The organism is Reichenbachiella sp. 5M10, from assembly GCF_002742335.1.
Lineage (GTDB): Bacteria > Bacteroidota > Bacteroidia > Cytophagales > Cyclobacteriaceae > Reichenbachiella.
The window spans coordinates 1,409,171-1,430,452 of sequence record NZ_MDGR01000007.1; the positions used below are offsets into that span (position 1 = coordinate 1,409,171).

Consider the following 21,282-nt stretch of genomic DNA (forward strand, 5'->3'; position numbering starts at 1 on the left):
ACTCATATTCTCCTTTTTTTCTTATGAAGACTTTTATTTACTATCTACCGCTATGGGCGTTAGTTGCTTTGCTGTGGAGCTGTTCAGAGACGGGCCGAACCATCTATGTCAATCCCGAAGGTCAGGCGATGGGCACAGGATCTGCCACTGATCCCTACAATTCGATCGAAAAAGCCCTGCTGGTGGCCGAACTTTACATGGAGGAGGAAGGAGTTCAGGACATTACCATACATCTACAAGCCGGGATTTACCGATTGACTCAACCTATTGCATTATCTGCCGCCCAGAGCGGACTGGACATCATTGGAGCGGGTAGCGATCAGGTCAGTATCAAGGGTTCTGTACTCCTAGACTTGAAATGGGAAACCTATCAAGGAAAGATACAGGTAGCTCCCATCCCTGAAGGTGTAGATTTCGATCAGTTTTATGCCAATGGCCGAGGACAGATTCTCGCTCGCTATCCCAACTACGACGAGGAGGGTGGCGACTGGCAGGGACATGCCGCTGATGCCATCGCGCCTGAGCGCATCCGTACTTGGTCGCATCCCGAAGGAGCCTACTTTCATGCCATGCACCGTGGTAGATGGGGAGGATTCCACTACCAGATAGCAGGAGTAGACAGTACGGGCCAGGCCATCCTAGAGGGTGGACACCAAAACAACCGACCCTCAGCGCCGCACGACCAGTACCAGATGGTCGAAAATGTATTCGAAGAACTCGACAGCCCGGGCGAGTGGTTTCTGGATCAAGAAAATAACAAACTGTACTACTGGCCGGAGCAAGGGCTGGATATGGCCACTGCTACCTTTGAGGGAGCTGTTCTGGAAAACCTCATTTCCATCCAGGGAAGCGAAGAAAACCCTGTGTCAGACATTAGTATATCAGGGATCAAGTTCGAGCATACCCGTCGTACTTTTATGAACGAGTACGAGCAGTTGCTCCGCAGCGACTGGTCGATCTTCAGAGGAGCGGCATTTTTCATCGAAGGAGCCGAAAACTGTGAGCTGCGTGCTTGTGAGTTTACCCAGCTGGGAGGCAATGTGATTTTCGTAAGTGGCTACAATCGCCAGATCGACATAGCCGAAAACCATATCCACGAATGTGGAGCCAGTGCTATTTGCTTCGTGGGAGAGGCCTCTGCTGTACGGTCACCTTCGTTTCGCTACGGGCAGTTTGTGCCGGTGGCAGAGATGGACACCGTCAAAGGTCCGCAAAGCAACGAGTACCCCAAAAATTGTGTCGCCGAAAATAACCTGATCTATCGTATCGGTCGGCTAGAAAAACAAACGGCTGGTGTAGAGATCGCCATGGCCATGAACATCACTGTCCGCAACAACAGCATATACGATGTGCCCCGTGCAGGTATCAACATCGGTGATGGTACCTGGGGGGGGCATGTATTGGAGTACAACGACGTGTTCAATACCGTGCTGGAAACGGGCGATCACGGCTCGTTCAACTCCTGGGGACGCGACCGCTTTTGGCACCCCAACCGTCGATACATGGACAGCCTGACTATGACCAATCGCGCCATGACAGGCTGGGACGCCATCCATACGACCATCATTCGCAACAACCGTTTCCGCTGCGACCATGGCTGGGATATCGATCTCGACGATGGCTCGTCCAATTACCATATCTACAACAACCTTTGCCTCAATGGCGGTATCAAACTGCGTGAAGGATTTGATCGGGTGGTAGAAAACAACGTGATGGTCAACAATGGAATGCACCCACATGTGTGGTTTGCCAACTCCGAAGACGTGATTCGTCACAATATCGCCATGAAGGCACACCAGGACGTGAGCCAGCGTGGTTGGGGCAAGGAGATCGACCAAAATTTCTTTACGAATGAGGATGCTTTGCAGCTATCTCTAAGCAAGGGATTGGATTCTGCGAGTCGATTTGGAGACCCGCTCTTTGTAGATCCAGCCAGCCTGGACTATCGTGTGGAAGAAGGCTCGCCGGCATTGGCTGTAGGTTTTGAAAATTTCCCGATGGATCAATTTGGGGTGCAAGTTCCTGCATTGAAATCCCTGGCCGAAACCCCAGAAGTACCGGATGTAGACATGGCCAGCCAGCAGGCGGTAGTCAACTCGGTGCTATGGCGCGGCATGAAGCTCAAGAGTATCGAAACCATGGCAGAACAGTCTGCTACCGGGCTGCCAGAGATCGCCGGTGTGATGGTACTCAAGATCATGGATCGACAAGCGCAACCGCTCAGGTTGAAGACCGAAGATGTGATCCTGGAAGTGGACGGAGTGAAGATCAAAACCGTCGATGACTTTTTATCCCTCGACTGGGAAAGACTGGACAAAGAGAAAGCAGCGCTCGTAGTGATGCGCAATCAGGCAGAGCGCCGGTACCGCATGAAGTGATGACCTATCTCTTTAGGGAGACAGTTGATAAATAACGATTAAAGAAAGAACAATGAGAAAATATAGTCTAATAGGTATCTGGGCTGGCGTGTGTCTCTCGATGGGGAGCATGGCGCAGAATGTGGATATGGTCTATACCACCGAGAGCCAGCGATGGGTGGAGCCCAAGAAGTTTATGACCAAAACTGAGGCTACTGCCGAAAATACCATATCAGTCTACCCTGAGGAGACTTTGCAGGAGATGGATGGATTTGGTGGGGCATTCAACGAACTAGGTTGGGACGCACTGTCCTATTTGCCACAGTCCGAGTCAGACAAAGTCTTTCAGGAGATGTTTTCGGAGGATGGAGCCAACTTTTCCATGTGCCGCATTCCTATTGGCGCCAGTGACTATGCCCTGAGCTACTATAGTTCCAACGACGTGCCAGAGGACTTTGCCATGCGAGACTTCAATATTGATCGGGACAGATATATACTGATCCCCTTTATCAAAGAGGCCTTGAAGGTCAGACCTGATTTGCAAGTATGGGGGTCGCCCTGGTCTCCACCAGCCTGGATGAAGGTAAATGAGCACTACGCGATGCGAAACGGCGAATTTGGCAATGCCAAAGATGGAAACAAGATGAACCCGGGAGCGAAAATTTTGAACAATGCGACGGGTTTCAAAATGCAAGAAAGATACCTGGAAGCCTACGCTCTTTATTTCTCTAAGTTCGTATCGGCTTATGCCAATGAAGGGGTGCCATTGTTTGCCATCATGCCACAAAATGAAATCGCCTTCCAGCCGAACTGGCCGAGCTGTACCTGGAGACCAGAAGATATGGCCTACTTTATTGGTGAGTTTCTTGGACCACAGTTTGAGAAAGACGGGGTGGCATCAAAGATATGGTTGGGCAGCGTCAATGCCTCTGATCCCAATTATGTCAGGACAGTGTTGAACAACGAAAAAGCACAGCAGTATTTGGCAGGTGTAGGATTTCAATGGGGTGGCGCCAAAGCGATAGCCACGATTCATGACGAATACCCTCAGCTCCAATACATGCAGACCGAAAACAAATGTGGTGAGCACGAAAACGATTGGACTTCTGTGGAAAGGTCATGGAAAGATCTGCTGCACTACATCAATAGCGGAGCAGGCTCCTATATGTATTGGAACATGATCCTCGACGAGACAGGCAGCAGTGCTTGGGGCTGGCCGCAAAACTCCATGGTCGTAGTAGATCGTGATAGCAAAGAAGTGAAATACACCGACGAGTATTACCTCTTCAAGCATATCTCTCACTTTGTACAGCCTGGAGATCGTTTTTTGAAATCTGAAGGCAAAAACCAATTGGCTTTCAAGAAAGCAGACGGGACAGTGGTCGTCTTACTCTACAACGGCGCGGAGCAAAACAGCCTCCGCACCGTGAATATTGGAGACCAGAAGGTCAATCTGGACCTAAAGCCTAGATCGATCAGCACCGTGACCATAAGTAATTATTAGTAATTCGAGTGAAGGCTGAGGGGGTGTCCTTCAGCCTTTTTTAGTCTCTTTTACTTCTCAAAAATGGATAGTTTGACAACATGTAATCTGCTCGTTTGGTTTACGATTACTTACTGCTCAGACTTTATGTAGACAATAAAATATGAAAACAGTAAAACAAACACTTTTGATAGTATTCGGGCTAGTGATGTTTTTAACTAGTTGTGACGAGGAACAAAAACTACAGTTGGCCTCTCCCAATGGAAATAGTGAGATCGTATTGAGCCCTGCCAGTCAGGTGGAAGGTGGCTTGGTGAATTTTTCGGTGCTTTACAAAGGTCGTCAGGTGATTTTGCCTTCTTCGCTGCAGTTGCTTACAGAGGATTTGGACTTTGGTTCTAAGGTAGAGATTAGTGAATTGGGGCGTGTTTCGGTAGAGGAAGAATGGACCACTCGTTTTGGTGAGTTGAGCCAAGTACCCAACCGATATAGCCAGGCTAGTTTTCGTCTAAAAGGCGAAAGGGCAGAAGTATTGCTGACTTGCCGTGCTTATGACGAAGGTGTCGCTTTTTCTTATCAAATCCCTAAACAAAACGGACTGGAGGATATTGCCATCGACGATGAGCTGATCCACTACCGTTTTGAACAGGATTTTCCTGTATGGACGACCCCCGAGCGTGAGCCGGGCAAACTGACCGCACAGGGGGAGTATAGTCGTGTGCCACTGAGTGAGTTGCCGTATGGGGCCGAACGCCCATTGGTCATAGAGCAGGACAGTCAGGTCGTAGCTTTGGCCGAAGCTAGGCTGGTAGATTTTGCCAGACTTAGTTTTAGGGCAGACCCTGCAGGTGGTTTGAGTATCTTGTCCAATCTGGATGGCAAAATGGTACGGACAGTGCAGGATACGGTCACTGGAGCGCTGAAGAGTCAACGTCTAGGGCATTCGAAGGTGAAAGCCCACCTACCTCTACAGTCACCTTGGCGGGTGGTAATGCTGGCCGATGATCATGGCCAGTTGCTAGAACAAAACTATCTGATCCAAAACCTCAACCCTCCAAGCGCAATAGAGGACGAATCCTGGATAGAACCTGGCAAGGTTTTGAGAGAAACAACCCTGACTACTCAGGGAGCTATGGCTGCCATCGATTTTGTGGCAGATCATCAGATGCAGTATGTGCATTTTGATGCTGGATGGTATGGCAATGAGATGAAGGACAGTTCGGATGCTACGACTGTGACTTTGGATCCTAAGCGATCCAAGGGGCCATTCGATATGAAAGCAGTGACAGCTTATGCCAAAAGCAAAGGAATTAAGGTTATGCTCTATGTCAACCGACGCTCTCTGGAGCGACAGTTGGATGAACTGTTGCCCTTGTTTGCCAAGTGGGGAATTTCGGGGGTCAAATTTGGTTTCGTACGAGTGGGAGATCAGCAAGCCACCGCTTGGCTGCACGAGGCGATAGCCAAAGCTGCAGCGTATCAAATGGTCGTAGATGTGCACGACGAGTACCGACCAACCGGTTTTTCGCGAACTTATCCAAATCTTCTCACTCAGGAAGGAATAGCAGGTGACGAAACCAGCGTAAGCAATGAACATACACTGATTACCATGTTTACGCGTATGCTGGCAGGAGCTGCGGACAATACCGTGTGCTACTACAACAAGCGCGTGGAGACGATGGGCTCTCATGCATCTCAGCTAGCCAAAACAGTGTGTTTGTTCAGTCCTTTGCAATTTCTCTATTGGTATGACAAGCCCGCTGCATCTCCAGAAAAGTTGGATGGTCTATGGGGTGATACCAAGCACATAGGGAATGAGCCGGAGCTGGCGTTTTTTGATCAAGTTCCGACGACCTGGGACGAGACCAAGGTGCTGGAAGCAGAGATTGCCAGACTAGGGGTAATCGCTAGACGTAAAGGGGGAAGTTGGTACATAGGAGGGATATCTGGCCCAGAGGCAAGAGCGGTGAATTTAGATTTTTCTTTTCTCGATCGAGGACAAAAATATGTTGCTAAACTATATACTGATGATGAGTCGATAGAGACTCGTACCCATGTGAAAATAGAAGAGTTGGAGTTAACTGCTGAAGATCAATTGGTACTACAGCTGGAAGCCAATACAGGATTTGCTATGTCAATCGAGTTGAGATGAGAAGACGGTTTTCAACTTAGAAGTAGGTTACTTAAGGAGAGCTAATAAAGTTTATCAAGCCATACAGACGCTGTTTCTGTATGGCTTTTTGATGCAATAGCGCATCCTGTTAGCATGGGGGATAATAGAGTGCTTTTGTCGAAGCAGTCGATGCATCCGACTGCTCATGACATGGGAAGTCTGCTTTCGAAAGCCAGCCTTTGAAGATTTATATTTCTACTATGCTGACATCTGATCCCAGAGACAAAATGGGTGGGTGTCAAAAATAAAGAGGCTATTTCTCGGATGAGAAATAGCCTCAAATAACCTTAGACCCTCGAACTTTATTTACTATTTACTAAACTTATTACCAATAAATCAACAGTTAAAAACATTACTTACTACAAGGAAGAAGTTCAAGGTCTAGGTTATTTTATCAGTTCTTTTTCCAATTCTTCTAGTGACTTTCCTTTGGTCTCAGGCATCATCAGATGCACAAAGAACAGTTGGAGTACCATCAACCCACCAAAGAAGGCAAAGACCACAAATGGTTCAAATACATTGATCAATACGGCACCAAATAGGGTGATGAGAGCGGCAAATACCCAGTGTACACCACAGCCCCAAGATTGACCGAAAGCACGTACATTGTTGGGGAATATTTCGGAAATGAATACCCAGATCACGGCACCTTGTCCAATGGCATGTGAGGAAATAAACATCAGAATGAAGGCAAGTTTGAACCCTGCCGACGCATCTGTATAAAAGCCAAAAGCCACCATGAATAGACTGATGATGTAGCCTATCGATCCAATGTACATCAGCTGTTTTCTGCCTGCTCTGTCGATCAGGTACATCCCAGCAATGGTGAATACGAGGTTGACTAAGCCAATGGCGATGGAACTAAACAAGGAGTCTGAAGTAGCAAATCCTGCTTTTTCTAAAATCTCTGGTGCATAGTAGAGGATGAAGTTGATACCAGAGAGTTGATTAAAGAACGCAATCAAGAAGGCCAGTAAGAGTGGAACACGGTATTTTTTGGAGAAAACCTGTTCTCTTTTGCTACCTACAGGCTGCTGATCTGCGACGATGTCTTCCAATATGTTTTGTGCTTCTTCAAGGCTAGATGTTTTTTGAAGTACTTCCATCGCTGCTTCTTTGTTGTTTTGGTGCAGGACGAGCCACCTTGGGCTTTTGGGAATCCCAAATACCAAGAGCATATAGATCAAGGCAGGGATACCTTCTACACCGAGCATCCAACGCCAGTCGTTGGCCCCACCGACTCCTTCGAGCAGGTAGTTGGAGATGAAGGCAATCAAAATACCAAAGACGATATTGAATTGGTAGAGAGCACCTAATTTGCCCCGGTTGTTCGCTGAGGCTATTTCAGAAATATACGTAGGAGCGGCGATAGAGGAAACACCAACACCTAATCCACCGACAAATCTAAAAAATGAGAAGAGGTATGGATCCTGTGCGAGTGCTGATCCGATTGCCGAAACAAAATACAAAACACCGATACCGATTAGGGTATTCTTTCGTCCGTATTTGTCCGTAGGAAAACCCGCAAACAAAGCACCTATCACGGTGCCCCAGAGTGCCATGGACATGATGAATGTGCCATGAAACCATTCGGAGGTTTGCCATAGCTCTTTGATGGGGAGATTGGCTCCCGATATCACCACGGTATCAAAACCGAATAGAAATCCGGCCATGGCTACTACGATTGCATAATATATTAGTCTTTTGTTCATCTTGTCTTGTTGTTGTCAGGTTTTCACCCATTCAGAACCAACATTCCATCCCCGGTTCATTGTCCGAATCCCACGTTTGGGTTTTGGACAATTGTCGGTTCTGTATATTGGGCGAAAAAATTGTTGCTGTGATTATGACTTGTTCTGCTCTGGCTCGAAACTGGCCAATACAGAATTGACTACTGGTTCTCCCTGTTGCAATTTTTTTAGCCTCAGCAAGGCTTCTACATAATAGTAGTCTGCATAGATGATAGATGCGTCTATTTCAGAGCCGTTGGGCTTATGTCCTGTGGAGTGGAGCAAGAAAGCCGAGTTTTTGTTGCCACTTTGGTAGTTGGTGGACAATTCCTCTAGCATCGCAGTGGCTTTGCTTACATATTCTTGTGCCAGTTCTTCATCGCTGTATTTGGACAGTTCCAATAGGGCAGAGGCGACCAAAGCGGCAGCAGATGCATCTCTTGGCTCGTTGGGGATATTGGGTGCGTCAAAGTCCCAGTAGGGGATCAAATCTTCGGGTAGTCTATCCAAATATACACGGGCTGTTTGGTGTGCTGTTTTCAAGTATTCTGGATCCTTGGTCTCGCGGTACATCATCGTGTATCCGTATACTGCCCAACCTTGTCCTCTGGCCCACATGGTGTGGTCAGCATAGCCCTGGTGTGTGATGCCTTTGATTTTGTCACCGTTGATGGTATCGTAGATTACTACATGATACGCCGAATAGTCATCTCTGAAGTGGTTTTCCATGGTCTTGTCAGCGTGCGTTTCGGCAATTTCCTCCAGTGAAGCTGTTCCTCCATTTTTGGCTGCCCATGAAAGCATTTCCAGATTGATCATGTTGTCAATGATCGTGTTGTGAGGGAATTCTGTTTTTACAGGCCATGACAGGATAGTACCGACTACCGGATTGTACAATGTAGCCAGTGTATCGGAGGCTTTTAGGATCATTTCTTTGTACTCAGGGTTTTGCGTCAGTCTATAGCCGTTGCCTGCACTGTTGTATACTTGAAATCCAAGGTCGTGATCCGTGGCAGATTCTACAGACAGAGGCTCTAGATACATGGTGAATTGATCTGCAGCGTTTTTCAATTCAGTATCTCCTGTGTATTCGTAGAGGTACCAAAGCGTACCAGGCCAAAATCCGCTGGTCCAGTCTCTGTATTTGACCAATGTCCATTCATCACTGTCGTGTGGGATGTTTCTAGGGATAGAAGCCGAGTCGTTGGGCAACTGTTGGAGTGTTTTTTTGGCTTGTGCCACGCAGTAGTCGAGTTGCTGGTCGACGTTGAATACTTCTTTTTGCTTTTGTTGGCATCCCAGGCCAAGTAGTCCAGCGAGGACAACGATCAAAATGGAATTTTTCATGATAATTATTTATTTCTTCTTGTGGCCTTTTGCTATCAAGAACCTCTGTGTTGATTTATTCTTCGATTAAAAATGCGGCACCAAATACGCCTGCACTGTCTCCCAGTGCAGGTTTGACTATTGGAGCTTGAAATTCGTGATTGAAAACATACGCAGGGATGCGAGATGCTCCCGTTGTATAGATCTCGTCTATGTTGCCTACACCTCCGCCTATCACGATTACATCAGGGTCCACGATGTTGATGACCACACTGATTGCTCGGGCAAATCCATCGGTCAGTCTGTCGAGTGTATCTATAGCGACTGAGTCAGTTTTTGCTCTAGCTCGTTCGATGATTTCTTTGAGAGGCTTTTGCGTTCCTGTTTTTTGGTGATAGTACCATTCGAGCGATGGGCCTGATAGTATGCTTTCGTTGTCTCCTTCTTTGCCACAAAAGCACGGGCGCCCCTCCATACCAGACAACAAATTGTGCCCCCATTCTCCTCCGATACCATGGTGCCCATTGATGATGTGTCCATTGATGACCAACCCACCGCCTACACCAGTGCCCAATATGACTCCAAATACTACTTGAGCGTCGGGATAATGATGTTTGACCACTCCCAATTTTGCTTCTGCCAAAGCAAAGCAGTTGGCATCATTGGCCATTTTGACTTCTATACCTAGCAGATTTGTAAGGTCTTTTTGCATGGGCTGCCCATTGATGGCTGTAGCATTGCAATTTTTCATCAGGCCACTGTGTCGATTCATTGTGCCTGGAGTGCCGATACCTAGACGAGTAGGTCTACAGCCATGATGTGCTACCATCGAATCCACCAGTTTTTTGACTTGATTGAGTATATGTGGGTAGCCCTTGGAGGCTTCAGTAGGTATTCGTTCTCGATAGAGTACTTTGTTGTCGTTGTACTGATCGAGTACTACCCCTTCTATTTTGGTGCCACCCAGATCGATTCCCCACAGTATTCCTTCTTCCATGTTTGGGAGCTTAATGATTCTAATCTATTTAATTAGCAAATGTTCATCTGGTTTGTAGTCGGTGATGAACGGCTAGACATGGGTGATGTGAATCTCTAAACGAAAAGTTATTTCGATAGAAGTATATTTTAGTCACTCCAAAGTCATCCTTTGCTGCAAGCTAGAGTTGTAGTGAAGTGATGAATTGAAACACTTGATCACAACCTAAGATTGCTTTACAATGATCGAATAAAATGCTTGAGAGGGCTATGACTCATGATTCATAGAGCATAAATCATGGCTCAAAGTGCCTTAGGACGAGGTAGAGGGCAGTATTATGACTATAAATTGAGGGTGATGTGAGGAATGAGATGTGAAAAATCACTCAGAGAGATTCTATCCAAGGAAGCTTCTCTCTTTCAAAATGTATTCATTTGGGGTTTGCAAGGTTGGTTTTGCTTCTCACATGGGTACAAGGTCATCAAATGTGGTTGATACTGAGAAGTGCTTTATTCTCGTCTCTATTTATGCTTCATCCCAATTTTTATGCCCTACGAATATTTAGGGTTTGCATCGATTGGATGAAGTTTTGAGTGATTTCCTCCTGCTTCAAATGTCGGCCCTCTTTGACTTGCCATTCTCCATGGGTTATCGTGCCGAGGATGTTGGATGCGTCACTGCTGTAGACGAAGGTATTGCAAAGTTGGTCTAAGTGGGTACAGGCAATCAGTGGAGATTGTGCATCCATGATGACCGCATCGAGAGGTGCTCCGACCTGGAAGAATTGCTCATCTGATGATCCCATGGCTCGTTTTCCTGATCTCCAAGCCTGTGAGAGCGCAAGGAGTCCACTGTTTCCATTTTCGAGCGTGACGAATGTCTCGCGGCTGTGTGTGTGGGTACGTTGACCATAGTCGAGTATCCTTAGTTCTTCCAGAGGATTGAGTCCGACATGGCTGTCAGTACCTATACTCCATCGACCTCCGTGCTCCTTGTAAGCAGCGAATGGAAAGAGGCCGTCTCCCAAGTTGCCTTCGGTGGAGGGACAGAGAACCGCATGGACTTGTGATTTTGCCATTCGTTGGGTTTCAGATGGAGTCAAATGTGTGGCATGTACCAAATGAAATTGTTGATTTGGCGTACAGTGATTGAGTAGCCATTCGACTGGGCGCTGACCATGGTATGCGAGGCAGTCTGTGACTTCTTGGAGTTGTTCGGCAATATGGATATGGAAAGGTCGGCTTGTGTCCATCTCTTGACAATAGCGCATCACCGTATCTGGACTCACGGCGCGGAGGGAGTGAATGCCTGTCGCTAATTGAGCGTGGGAGTATTGATTTACCATGTGTTGGCTACTCGCAAGCAAGAGATGATAGGAATCTAGGTTTTGAGACAAAAACCGTCGCTGACCCTCGTTGGCTTCTTTGCCAAATCCACCTTTTTGGTAAAACATGGGAATGAGTGTAATGTGGATACCGGCGCGACTTGCTGCTCGAACGAGGCGTTCTCCCATTTCGCTGAGTTGGCTGTAACGTTTGCCTTGACTGTCATGGTGCAAGTAGTGAAATTCTGCGACTGCCGTATAACCATGTCTGAGCATCTCGGCATAAAGCATCGTAGCGATATTTTCCAACTGATCGGGAGAGATACTTAGAGCTATTTCATACATGGATTTCCTCCATGACCAGAAATCATCGTTGCGTTGTGTAGGGACGTGCATCTCAGCCAAACCAGCCATCGCATACTGAAACGCATGCGAATGGCTATTTTGAAAGCCTGGCAAAGCATAGCCATTTATGTATTCACCTTCTTTTTCGCCTTGAGCAATGGATAGTATTGTTCCTTGGCTATCTAGTCTTACTTGTGCATCGTTGACCCAACCTTGGTCTGTAAGTAGGCCCTTGAATCGATATTTTTCACCCATCAGTTGCTGTGTTCTAGGATTAATTTTCTCAGCATGTCCAAGCATTTTTTTAGCTGATCTTTGGCGATATATTCGTCGGCACGATGCCCTTGATCCATAGATCCAGGTCCACAAATGATGGATTCATATCCACCTTTAGCGTATTGTCCTGCTTCGGCAGCATAGGACACGGTATGTAGCTCGTGGTTGCCCGTGAGTCGTTTGATCAAATCGACCACTGCCGTATCTGCCGCAGTATCCAAGGGCAATACGAAGGGGTGATCCACCAAAATATCAATTTTGAAATCAGGAAACAGCTTTCTTTTTTCTTGCTCTCTCTCTCTACAGAATGCCTTGAACTCGCTGATGATTTCCTCGACATCATCGCTAGGTATCACTCGTACATCCCAATAGAACCGTACATCATCCGCGATGATGTTAGGGGCTATACCTCCCTGAATCTTGCCGACATGGAGTGAAGAGTGAGGAGGGTCAAAGCGCTCATCGATGTGGCCATTGACAATGAGGTCGTTCATTTTTTCTTCCAGCCATATGACCAAACGGGCTGCTTCGTGTATGGCGCTCACTTCTTGCTTGATGCGACTGCTGTGACCGGCAGAGCCATTGACATGAGTTTCCATCACACATATTCCTTTTTGTCCGACGATGGGCTCCATAGAAGACGGCTCTCCTATGATGGCGAATTTCGGTTTTTCGACGTATGTCTGGGTGATATGTGCCACTAAATCAGGTCCAGCCAAACAACCGATTTCTTCGTCGTACGAAAAGGCAAAGTAAATGGGTTTTTTTAGGTCTGCTTTGACCATTTCGGGCAACATGGCCAAACAACAGGAAACAAAGCCTTTCATGTCACATGAGCCTCTTGCATACAGTTTGCCATCGCCTTTGTCAATCAGTACGAAGGGATCTGTCGTCCAATTCTGTCCCTCAGTGGGGACTACATCCGTATGGCCGGATAGGATGACGCCACCATCTACTGCGGGTCCAATTCGACAATGGAGTGAGGATTTTGTACCATTTTCGTTGGGCACCATGTATGTTTCCACACCGTGTGATTCGATATAGTTCTTGATCCAGTGGATGATTTCTAAGTTGCTCATCCCTCCTAAGACGGGATAGGATACCAGTTGAGTCAGTATGTCTTGTACGTTCATGTTTATGGGGTTTCGAATAATTCTATCAATGTAGCTAGTGCTGGGTTTCTGTTTTCGGTATTCCAGATGGCATAGAGTGTAGTCCGGAAGGGGAGTTGGTTGAGACGGATGAATTTGACGCTTGGGTTGTCTTGCATGAGGGATTCTGGCAAAATGGATACACCGAGGTGATGCTCTACAAGTTTGTAGATCGTGCCTGCATGTACGGTGTTGTGTGAGACGATGGGGTCAAACCCACTGTGGACAAATAGGTTCATCATTTTTTCATAGTAGGAGGGGCTGTAGGATTGTTCGAAAAGGATGAAATGCTCTTTTTTGAACTGTGTGAGACTGGTGAACGTTGACTGATCCACTCGGTGATCTGCTGGCAGGACCAATACAAAGGATTCTTCCAAGACGGGATGTAGTTTGAGCCCAATCGGTGCTCGTTCTAGACGTACAAATCCCAAATCAATCTTCTGAGAGAGCAATGCATCGGTTTGTTTGAGATTGTCCATTTCCTGAAGGTTGAATTGAACTTCTGTATTTTGATCCGAAAAGCGCGTAAGTAAATCTGGAATGATTTGTTGCATGGCTGAGCCTACATAGCCTAGGTTGATGCTGCCCAAGACTCCTTTTTCGATGAGTTGGGCATGATCTATGGCGCTATTGACATTGCGTAGGAGCAATTCAAATTCACTTTGAAGATAGCTGCCGGCGGCAGTCAGTTGTACTTTTTTGCTGTTCCGGTCAAAGAGTTGTACTCCGATTTTTTCTTCCATCTGATGAATCTGCCGGCTCAGCCCGGGTTGTGAGACGTAGAGCTTCTCTGCAGCTTTTCGAAAGTGTAGGTTTTTGGCTACTTCGAGAAAATACCGAATATGTCTCAGTTCTATTTGATAACTCATAGGTATTGAAAGATGAATAAATTGATCTTGTTGGTTATCAAAGCTAATTCTAATTTTGGTAAAAAGAAAAGCACATGTTTCAGTACGGGATAGACCACCTGACAGTATCCAAAGCTCTGGCGATAGCCAGAGGGAAATTAGAGGCAAGATTGACCTCCGCCTGCGTAACGAAAGTGGAGCAATCATACCGACATGTATTGGCCATTTCACAGGACGAACCTGCAGTTTATGGCATCAATACAGGGTTTGGCCCATTGTGTGATACCAAAATCGACAAAGTCGAAACGACGAAGTTGCAACGTAACATCCTGTGGAGTCATAGTGTAGGAGTAGGCGAGGCTATTGATGAAGAGCTATCCAAACTGATGCTCATCTGCAAAGTGCACGCACTGGCACAAGGGTACTCTGGAATTTCGGTTGAGATCCTGGAGCGGATCATTTGGCACATTGAACAGGACGTGATTCCGGTGGTGCCTGCACAAGGGTCTGTCGGGGCATCTGGTGATTTGGCACCTTTGTCACATTTGTTTTTGCCACTTATTGGCGAAGGAGAAGTCTTCTATCAAGGCCAGAGGGTCAAAACTGCCGAGTTGTTTATGTCGACAGGTATGGAGAGCGTCAGTTTGCACGCCAAAGCTGGGCTTGCATTGATCAATGGAACACAGTTTATTTTGGCGCATGCCGTACGACTGGTCGATGTGCTGCATGTAGACCTGTCTCATGCTGATATTTTGGGAGCGATGATGATCGAAGGACTGTTGGGGTCCAAAGCTCCTTTTGAAGAAAAGCTGCATCAATTGCGTCCCTATCAGGGAAATCTTCATGTGGCCAATCGCATAAGGAAGTTTCTATTCGAGTCGGAGATTGTCGATTCGCACAAAAACTGTGGCAATGTTCAAGACCCTTATTCGCTGCGCTGCATCCCACAAGTACACGGTAGTTCACGAACAGCCTGGTTGCATCTCAAGGAGGCAGTAGAGGTAGAACTTAATGCAGTGACTGACAACCCAGTTATTTTCTCTCAAGAGGAAACCATCAGTGGGGGGAATTTTCATGGACAGCCCTTGGCTCTACCCATTGATTATGCCTGTCTTGCAGCTGCCGAATTGGGGAATATATCGGATCGCAGATCATATTTGTCGTTGGAGGGGAAGCGAGATCGCACCCCCAAGTTGCTCATGACAGAAACTGGTACAAACTCGGGGTTTATGCTCGTGCAATACACCACGGCAGCTTTGGTGAGTGAAAACAAAGGGCAGTGTTTTCCTGCCAGTGCAGATAGCATTCCTACTTCGCTGGGTCAAGAAGACCATGTGAGTATGGGGTCGATTGGTGCGAGGAAGGCACTTCGTGTTTGTGAAAATCTGACCAAAATTTTGGCTGGAGAATTGATTTGTGCCGCTCAGGCCATGGATTTCAAAAAACCGTTGCGGTCAAGTGCCGTGTTGACACACGTGCACGATCATGTACGATCAGTTATTGACCATGCCAAGGAAGACCGTATATTTTCGGACGATATCAACAAGGCGACGGACTTGCTTCATAGTAGAGAATTGATTCAGATTACTTGGGACCATCTCGGAGGATTTAGTAGTTATGATGATTTGTTCGAACGATTTTAACCCTTATCATATCATGATCACTGCACTTACGGATTTTCAAAAGGCAATCTTAACAGGAATTCCTAATGAGTTGCCTCCCAGGATTTTGACTTACCCAGAGGTCAACCGCGCTCCAAAGCGTAAGGACGTTTTGACTGCTGAGGAGAAGAAGCTGGCCATTAGAAATGCGCTGCGTTACTTCCCCAAGGAGTGGCACGAAGAATTGGCTGGAGAATTTGCCGAAGAACTCAAGGCTTATGGTCGGATCTACATGTATCGTTTCAAACCGAGATATGGGATGTATGCACGGCCCATTGATGCCTATCCCGCTCAGTCTCAGCAAGCAGCAGGCATCATGCTGATGATCCAAAACAACCTTGATCCCAATGTTGCACAGCATCCGGAGGAGTTGATTACCTATGGAGGCAATGGAGGAGTGTTTCAAAACTGGGCACAGTACCTGCTCACGATGCAATACCTGGCCAACATGAGCGACGAACAAACCTTACATTTATATTCGGGGCACCCGATGGGGCTGTTTCCGTCGAGTGCAAATGCTCCGCGTGTCGTAGTGACCAATGGCATGATGATCCCCAATCATTCGTCGCAGGACGATTGGGAAAAATACAATGCACTGGGGGTGACGCAATACGGCCAAATGACCGCAGGTTCGTTCATGTACATTGGCCCACAAGGAATTGTACACGGTACGACGATTACAGCGATGAATGCCTTCAGAAAAGTATTGAAAGCAGAAGAGTCTGCCAGAGGAAAGATCTTCTTGACTTCTGGACTGGGAGGAATGAGTGGAGCACAACCTAAGGCGGGCAACATCACAGGGTGTATCACTGTCTGCGCAGAGGTCAATCCTAAAGCGGCTTTGAAGCGTCATGAGCAGGGATGGGTGGATGAAATACTTGAAGACATGCCAGCACTGATTGCGCGTGTCCAATTGGCCAAGGAAAACGAAGAGGTAGTATCCATTGCTTTCGTAGGCAATGTAGTAGAAGTGTGGGAGGCATTTGATGAGGCAGATGTCTTTGTGCATATTGCCTCGGATCAAACCTCACTGCACAATCCCTGGTCGGGGGGCTATTATCCCGTAGGTTTGAGTTACGAAGAATCAAATCATTTGATTGCCGAAGAACCAGAAGTGTTTAAGAAGAAGGTAAGAGAATCCCTCATCCGACAAGCTGAAGCCATCAATCGACACACGGCTAAAGGGACATACTTTTTTGACTATGGCAATGCCTTTTTGCTGGAAGCATCCAAGGCAGGCGCAGATGTGATGGACGAGAGTGGGTTGGATTTTCGCTATCCATCCTATGTACAGGATATTTTAGGACCAATTTGTTTCGATTATGGATTTGGACCCTACAGGTGGGTTTGTACATCGGGTCTAGCCGAAGATCTGGACAAAACTGATGCTATTGCACTACGAGTGATGAAAGAAATTCGAAAGTCTGCTCCGCGTAGTATTCAGATGCAGCTGCAAGATAATATTGCTTGGATCGAAAATGCCAAGTCGAACCGGCTGGTTGTTGGTTCGCAGGCACGTATCTTGTACGCAGACTGTGAGGGTAGAACCAAGATTGCTCGAGCTATGAATGATGCAGTAGCCAGTGGAGAAATCTCTGCACCGATCGTGATCGGTAGAGACCATCATGATGTCAGTGGTACAGATTCTCCTTACCGTGAGACTAGCAACATCAGAGACGGCAGTAGATTCACAGCCGACATGGCCCTGCACAACGTAATAGGAGATAGCTTTCGAGGAGCCACTTGGGTGTCCATTCACAACGGGGGAGGCGTCGGCTGGGGAGAAGTCATCAATGGTGGTTTTGGTATGCTGCTGGATGGGACTGCCTCTAGCCAAGAGAAGATTGACAGCATGTTGTTTTATGATGTGAACAACGGAATCGCCAGACGTAGCTGGGCGCGAAACCCTCAAGCGCGAGAAGCAATTCAACGTGAATTGGACCGTTCTAAGAACCTAAAAGTGACTTTGCCTTATTTGGTAGAGGATGAGCTCTTGGAAGGGTTGTTTTGATAAAGAAATATGAACTTGTTTTTCTTGTATTCGCTACAGTGCGTGAATCAAGAGAATGTATTTGATATGTGTACCCATGAAATTGATAGGCCCATTTACCCAAGTATTGACTTTGCATCAACTGCCACTCAAAGGCAGTCTAAAGGATGACCAACTCGAGATTATCCCCGATGGGGGGGTCCTTGTACGAGGGGGGGAGATACAGTCTGTCGGCAATTGGAAGGCGCTTAGGAGGCAATACCCCGAGGCGAAAATGGAGGAGGTTGACGGGCCATCGGTAGCCATGCCGGGTTTGATTGATGCGCATACACACATTTGTTTTGCGGGGAGTCGTGCCATGGATTATGCCGCACGCAATGACGGCAAGAGTTATTTGGATATTCAGCAAGCGGGTGGTGGGATATGGAGTACTGTACAGCATACCCGTGAAGCTAGCTTAGACGAACTTACGAGGCTGACGACTCAAAGAATCCAGCGGCTCAACGAGCACGGCATCACCACGGTAGAGGTCAAAAGTGGCTATGGCCTGAATGTAGAGGAAGAGTTGAAGATGCTGCGTTGTATAAACACCGTCAAAGAAGCGAACACTGCCAATATTGATCTCATCTCTACGTGTTTGGCAGCTCATATTAAACCCAAGGACTTTGAGGGAACGCATGCAACGTATTTGCAATACCTAGTGGAAGAGTTGGTCCCGCATGTACAAGCAGAAAAGCTGACGACTCGTTTTGATATTTTCGTGGAAGAGGGAGCATTTGATCCTATGATTTCCAAGGTGTATTTGGAGCAGATAAAGTTACTCGGCTTTGATCTAACTATCCATGGAGATCAGTTCAGTACGGGAGGGAGTAGGTTGGCGGTAGAAGTCGGAGCACGAAGCGTCGATCACTTGGAAGCCAGTGGAGCGCAAGAAATTGAGTTTCTATCCAAGAGTGATGTGGTGCCTGTTGCTTTGCCGGGTGCTTCGTTGGGCTTGGGTTGTGCATTTGCTCCCGCAAGAAAACTACTCGATGCGGGCTGTAGCTTGGCGATTGCCTCAGATTGGAATCCTGGATCGGCTCCCCATGGCGAACTATTGACGCAAGCAGCCCTGCTGGGTGCACATCAAAAACTCAGCAGTGCCGAGGTGATAGCAGCGCTGACCTTCCGTGCCGCTCATGCGCTAGGTTTGGGAGATAGAGGCAGCTTGTCAGCAGGGAAACTAGCTGATGTAGTGTCGTTTCCGTGTACTGACTATCGTGAAGTGCTCTACCATCAGGGGAGTCTAAAGGTGAGTCAGGTGTGGAAGAGAGGTGGGCTGCTTTCGCCTACTTCGAAATCGTGAAAAAGCGATCTTTTGAGTCGGTAGCTTCCCACAACAGTGTTTCATTGTACCACAGCTTTATGACAACAGAACCGCCCCCTGGATTGAGTAGTTCAGTTTTGATGATGTCTTCCTCCCCATTGGGGAAAACCAGTTTGGTTTCAGAAATACTGTTGTACACGATCTCCTCGCTGGCAAAAATCCGAAGACAGTTTTCGTCATCTCTTTCGATGAGCATGACGTTATTGGTACTGGCTTTCCACTCATTGGAGATGTAATCATATACTTCAAAGTCTTCAGCGGTCCATGTGTCTGTTCCTTCCATTCGGTTTTCTCCTTCCAAGTTTACGATTCTAAAATCTATGTAGGTGTCAACATTTGTGCAGCAATCTCTAGATGTAGAATCGTTGTTGTCACAGGCGACGAAGGTTGTCAATAGTACGAGACTAAGCAATATGGCCGTTTTCATAGAGGTATAGTTTGAGCGTTTACATTACAAGGCACGGTAAGTTTTCAAAGTGTTGGAACGAATACCACATAAAGTTAATTTTTTGTCAGTGTATTGGGATGCAGTGGTTTGATTTCCTTGATATGTTTTTAATTTTCCAGTTATGAATCGATTGGTATTGTTCGTGTCTCTTTTTGCCATGTTTAGCGCTTGTCAGCAGGAGGCTGATGAGTATTGGGTTTATGTTTCTTCCAATGACGTCACTTCCACGGTAGGGGTAGCTTGCTACTTGTGGCGACCCAGCAAGGGACTTTTGGTGGAGCATGGGGGAGATTCTACCTCGCGGACCAGTTCGTATCTCGCCATCGATCAAGCCAATGCCAGGCTCTACTCTATCGACGGGATTGGCATTCATGCTTTTGTCATTGATAGAGAGACGGGCGAGTTGTCTTCTATCAACTCACAGTCGCATATTGGGAAGGGGCCGTGCTATATCAGCCTTGCTCAGAACAAGAACTATCTTATGGTCGCTTATTACCGTTCGGGAGAGATTGCTAGCTTCGCGCTCGACGATCAGGGGCGGATTGGAGGGGAAGTAAGCCGAATCACACACCGAGGATCAAGCATACATGAGCGCCAAACAGCACCACATGCGCATATGATTCTACCGGCTCCTCAGGGAGACTTAGTGTACGCTACGGATCTAGGGACAGATCAGGTGTTGACCTATCTCGTATCGGATGGAGGAGTGATTTTGCCACGACCAGTGTCTACCACAGATGCCGTGCCTGGCTTTGGGCCAAGACATTTGGCCTTCCATCCGAATGGAAGGTATGTCTACATGCTTGCCGAACTCACAGGGCATGTCATGGCTTTTGCCTATACCGATGAGTCTGGAATCACGACGGTTTTAGATACAGTTCGTGTTTTGTCAGAAGATTATGTGGGGTTTAACAAAGCTGCAGATATCCATGTCTCTGGAGATGGTCGGTTTCTGTATGCTTCCAATCGAGGAGACAATAGCCTAGCGATTTGTGAGATTCTCGAGGATGGCTCGTTGGGAGTTCCTTCGTATAGCAGCAGTGGAGGGATCTGGCCGAGAGCTTTTGAGATTGACCCGACGGATCACTATGTCCTGGTGGCCAACAAACGGTCTGCGACTATCTGCGTATTTGATAGAGAGATGGAGACAGGTCGTCTGGAACTGCTAGAGAGTGTGCCGACAGTTGTCGCTCCACAATGTATCAAATTCATCAAACGCAAATAGGAGGGATCTATCGCAGTACTCCAATCTTCTTATAAAACACAAACAAAATTCTGTAAATCCCAATTCGAAGATTTCCGTACCTTTGTACTAGTGAAGAAAGTCATTGCCATATCGCTTGCGCTATTGTTGCTACTCAGTAATACGGGTTTTGCTGTCCATACGCACTATTGTGGGGGGAAGGCCGTAGAGTCGAGTATGGGGTTAGGTTTGGTGACATTAGATTGCGGGATGATGGAGACTCCACAGCCTTGTGCTTCTATGGAATGGACCCCTACCCAAAACTGCTGTGACAACAGCCACCTGTCTTATGAGATAGAGGACGACTATCAGGAGGCAGGAATTGCCGCTTTTATCGTTTTGGATTTTGTTTATGTCTTGGCCTTCACTTTCCATGCTTTTGGATCCATCCAAAGCGAAGCAGCGAGTCATATAGACTATGCTCCTCCTATCCTGCAGCGAGACAGTCAAGTCTTGTTTCAGTCTTTTCTTATTTGATCTTCTTTTCGAATTGTCTCTGATAGGGTGACAGCAATCATATGGCCTGTGGTCTGATAAATCATCACGGCGGTCATTCAGGTATTCATCTATCTTTTAGGATTAAGA

General features: G+C 47.0%; 15 protein-coding genes. 8 read left to right on the plus strand and 7 right to left on the minus strand.

The genetic code is table 11. From position 1 onward, the window contains the following. The first annotated feature begins 23 nt into the window (after window positions 1–23). From BFP72_RS05710 to BFP72_RS05720, 3 genes are all read left to right on the plus strand, one after another. On the plus strand, window positions 24–2,378 hold the full coding sequence (locus tag BFP72_RS05710; protein ID WP_099598222.1) for a peptide-binding protein: 2,355 nt from the start codon (window positions 24–26) through the stop codon (window positions 2,376–2,378). A 52-nt stretch (window positions 2,379–2,430) separates the two neighbouring features. After that, entirely contained in the window at window positions 2,431–3,861 is a 1,431-nt protein-coding gene (locus tag BFP72_RS05715) for a glycoside hydrolase family 30 beta sandwich domain-containing protein (RefSeq protein WP_099598223.1), read from the plus strand. A 142-nt stretch (window positions 3,862–4,003) separates the two neighbouring features. Beyond that, complete coding sequence (locus tag BFP72_RS05720; RefSeq protein WP_099598224.1) at window positions 4,004–5,992, plus strand: glycoside hydrolase family 97 protein; 1,989 nt, start codon at window positions 4,004–4,006, stop codon at window positions 5,990–5,992. 407 nt (window positions 5,993–6,399) lie between these two features. Here the strand turns inward: BFP72_RS05720 and BFP72_RS05725 are convergent, their stop codons facing one another. The 6 genes from BFP72_RS05725 to BFP72_RS05750 all read right to left on the minus strand — a co-directional run bounded on the left by BFP72_RS05725 (window position 6,400) and on the right by BFP72_RS05750 (window position 14,010). Then, window positions 6,400–7,725, minus strand: a complete 1,326-nt coding sequence (locus BFP72_RS05725) for a sugar porter family MFS transporter (protein ID WP_073120194.1) — start codon at window positions 7,723–7,725, stop codon at window positions 6,400–6,402. 132 nt (window positions 7,726–7,857) lie between these two features. Beyond that, window positions 7,858–9,090 carry a glycoside hydrolase family 88 protein gene (locus BFP72_RS05730; RefSeq protein ID WP_099598225.1) on the minus strand — a complete coding sequence of 411 codons (1,233 nt, stop codon included), beginning with the start codon at window positions 9,088–9,090 and terminating at the stop codon, window positions 7,858–7,860. A gap of 55 nt (window positions 9,091–9,145) precedes the next feature. Then, a complete protein-coding gene (locus tag BFP72_RS05735) occupies window positions 9,146–10,066 on the minus strand; it encodes an ROK family protein (protein ID WP_099598226.1) in 921 nt (306 codons plus the stop codon). 523 nt (window positions 10,067–10,589) lie between these two features. Then, window positions 10,590–11,969 carry a formimidoylglutamate deiminase gene (hutF, locus tag BFP72_RS05740; protein ID WP_099598227.1) on the minus strand — a complete coding sequence of 460 codons (1,380 nt, stop codon included), beginning with the start codon at window positions 11,967–11,969 and terminating at the stop codon, window positions 10,590–10,592. Then, window positions 11,969–13,123, minus strand: coding sequence for an acetylornithine deacetylase (gene argE / locus BFP72_RS05745; RefSeq protein WP_099598228.1), 1,155 nt, complete (start codon window positions 13,121–13,123; stop codon window positions 11,969–11,971). Before argE ends, hutF begins: the two co-directional genes overlap by 1 nt. A gap of 2 nt (window positions 13,124–13,125) precedes the next feature. Next, the gene (locus tag BFP72_RS05750) at window positions 13,126–14,010 is read right to left on the minus strand and encodes a LysR family transcriptional regulator (protein WP_099598229.1); all 885 of its coding nucleotides are present in this window, start codon (window positions 14,008–14,010) and stop codon (window positions 13,126–13,128) included. Window positions 14,011–14,084: 74 nt separating this feature from the next. Here BFP72_RS05750 and hutH point away from each other — a divergent pair, with 74 nt between their 5' ends. The 3 genes from hutH (at window position 14,085) to hutI (ending at window position 18,985) form a co-directional block, all read left to right on the plus strand. After that, complete coding sequence (gene hutH / locus BFP72_RS05755) at window positions 14,085–15,632, plus strand: histidine ammonia-lyase (protein ID WP_099598230.1); 1,548 nt, start codon at window positions 14,085–14,087, stop codon at window positions 15,630–15,632. A 13-nt stretch (window positions 15,633–15,645) separates the two neighbouring features. Further along, window positions 15,646–17,661 carry a urocanate hydratase gene (locus BFP72_RS05760; protein WP_099600700.1) on the plus strand — a complete coding sequence of 672 codons (2,016 nt, stop codon included), beginning with the start codon at window positions 15,646–15,648 and terminating at the stop codon, window positions 17,659–17,661. Window positions 17,662–17,737: 76 nt separating this feature from the next. Continuing rightward, window positions 17,738–18,985, plus strand: a complete 1,248-nt coding sequence (gene hutI / locus BFP72_RS05765; protein ID WP_099600701.1) for an imidazolonepropionase — start codon at window positions 17,738–17,740, stop codon at window positions 18,983–18,985. On the opposite strand, the gene BFP72_RS05770 is transcribed toward hutI, so the two are convergent. After that, window positions 18,969–19,433 (minus strand): hypothetical protein, encoded by a 465-nt coding sequence (locus BFP72_RS05770; RefSeq protein WP_099598231.1) that lies wholly within the window; start codon window positions 19,431–19,433, stop codon window positions 18,969–18,971. The two genes, hutI and BFP72_RS05770, sit on opposite strands and share 17 nt — an antisense overlap. 142 nt (window positions 19,434–19,575) lie before the next feature. Between BFP72_RS05770 and BFP72_RS05775 the strand changes: the two genes are divergently transcribed. Together BFP72_RS05775 and BFP72_RS05780 are read left to right on the plus strand one after the other, a co-directional pair. Then, window positions 19,576–20,679 (plus strand): lactonase family protein, encoded by a 1,104-nt coding sequence (locus BFP72_RS05775; protein ID WP_099598232.1) that lies wholly within the window; start codon window positions 19,576–19,578, stop codon window positions 20,677–20,679. 90 nt (window positions 20,680–20,769) lie between these two features. Continuing rightward, window positions 20,770–21,174, plus strand: coding sequence for a hypothetical protein (locus BFP72_RS05780; protein ID WP_099598233.1), 405 nt, complete (start codon window positions 20,770–20,772; stop codon window positions 21,172–21,174). Window positions 21,175–21,282: the final 108 nt, after the last annotated feature.

Coding starts and splice junctions, on each gene's coding strand:
- BFP72_RS05710 (WP_099598222.1), top strand. CDS start 24: ATGAAGACTTTTATTTACTATCTACCGCTATGGGCGTTAGTTGCTTTG.
- BFP72_RS05715 (WP_099598223.1), top strand. CDS start 2,431: ATGAGAAAATATAGTCTAATAGGTATCTGGGCTGGCGTGTGTCTCTCG.
- BFP72_RS05720 (WP_099598224.1), top strand. CDS start 4,004: ATGAAAACAGTAAAACAAACACTTTTGATAGTATTCGGGCTAGTGATG.
- BFP72_RS05725 (WP_073120194.1), bottom strand. CDS start 7,725: ATGAACAAAAGACTAATATATTATGCAATCGTAGTAGCCATGGCCGGA.
- BFP72_RS05730 (WP_099598225.1), bottom strand. CDS start 9,090: ATGAAAAATTCCATTTTGATCGTTGTCCTCGCTGGACTACTTGGCCTG.
- BFP72_RS05735 (WP_099598226.1), bottom strand. CDS start 10,066: ATGGAAGAAGGAATACTGTGGGGAATCGATCTGGGTGGCACCAAAATA.
- hutF (WP_099598227.1), bottom strand. CDS start 11,969: ATGGGTGAAAAATATCGATTCAAGGGCCTACTTACAGACCAAGGTTGG.
- argE (WP_099598228.1), bottom strand. CDS start 13,123: ATGAACGTACAAGACATACTGACTCAACTGGTATCCTATCCCGTCTTA.
- BFP72_RS05750 (WP_099598229.1), bottom strand. CDS start 14,010: ATGAGTTATCAAATAGAACTGAGACATATTCGGTATTTTCTCGAAGTA.
- hutH (WP_099598230.1), top strand. CDS start 14,085: ATGTTTCAGTACGGGATAGACCACCTGACAGTATCCAAAGCTCTGGCG.
- BFP72_RS05760 (WP_099600700.1), top strand. CDS start 15,646: ATGATCACTGCACTTACGGATTTTCAAAAGGCAATCTTAACAGGAATT.
- hutI (WP_099600701.1), top strand. CDS start 17,738: ATGAAATTGATAGGCCCATTTACCCAAGTATTGACTTTGCATCAACTG.
- BFP72_RS05770 (WP_099598231.1), bottom strand. CDS start 19,433: ATGAAAACGGCCATATTGCTTAGTCTCGTACTATTGACAACCTTCGTC.
- BFP72_RS05775 (WP_099598232.1), top strand. CDS start 19,576: ATGAATCGATTGGTATTGTTCGTGTCTCTTTTTGCCATGTTTAGCGCT.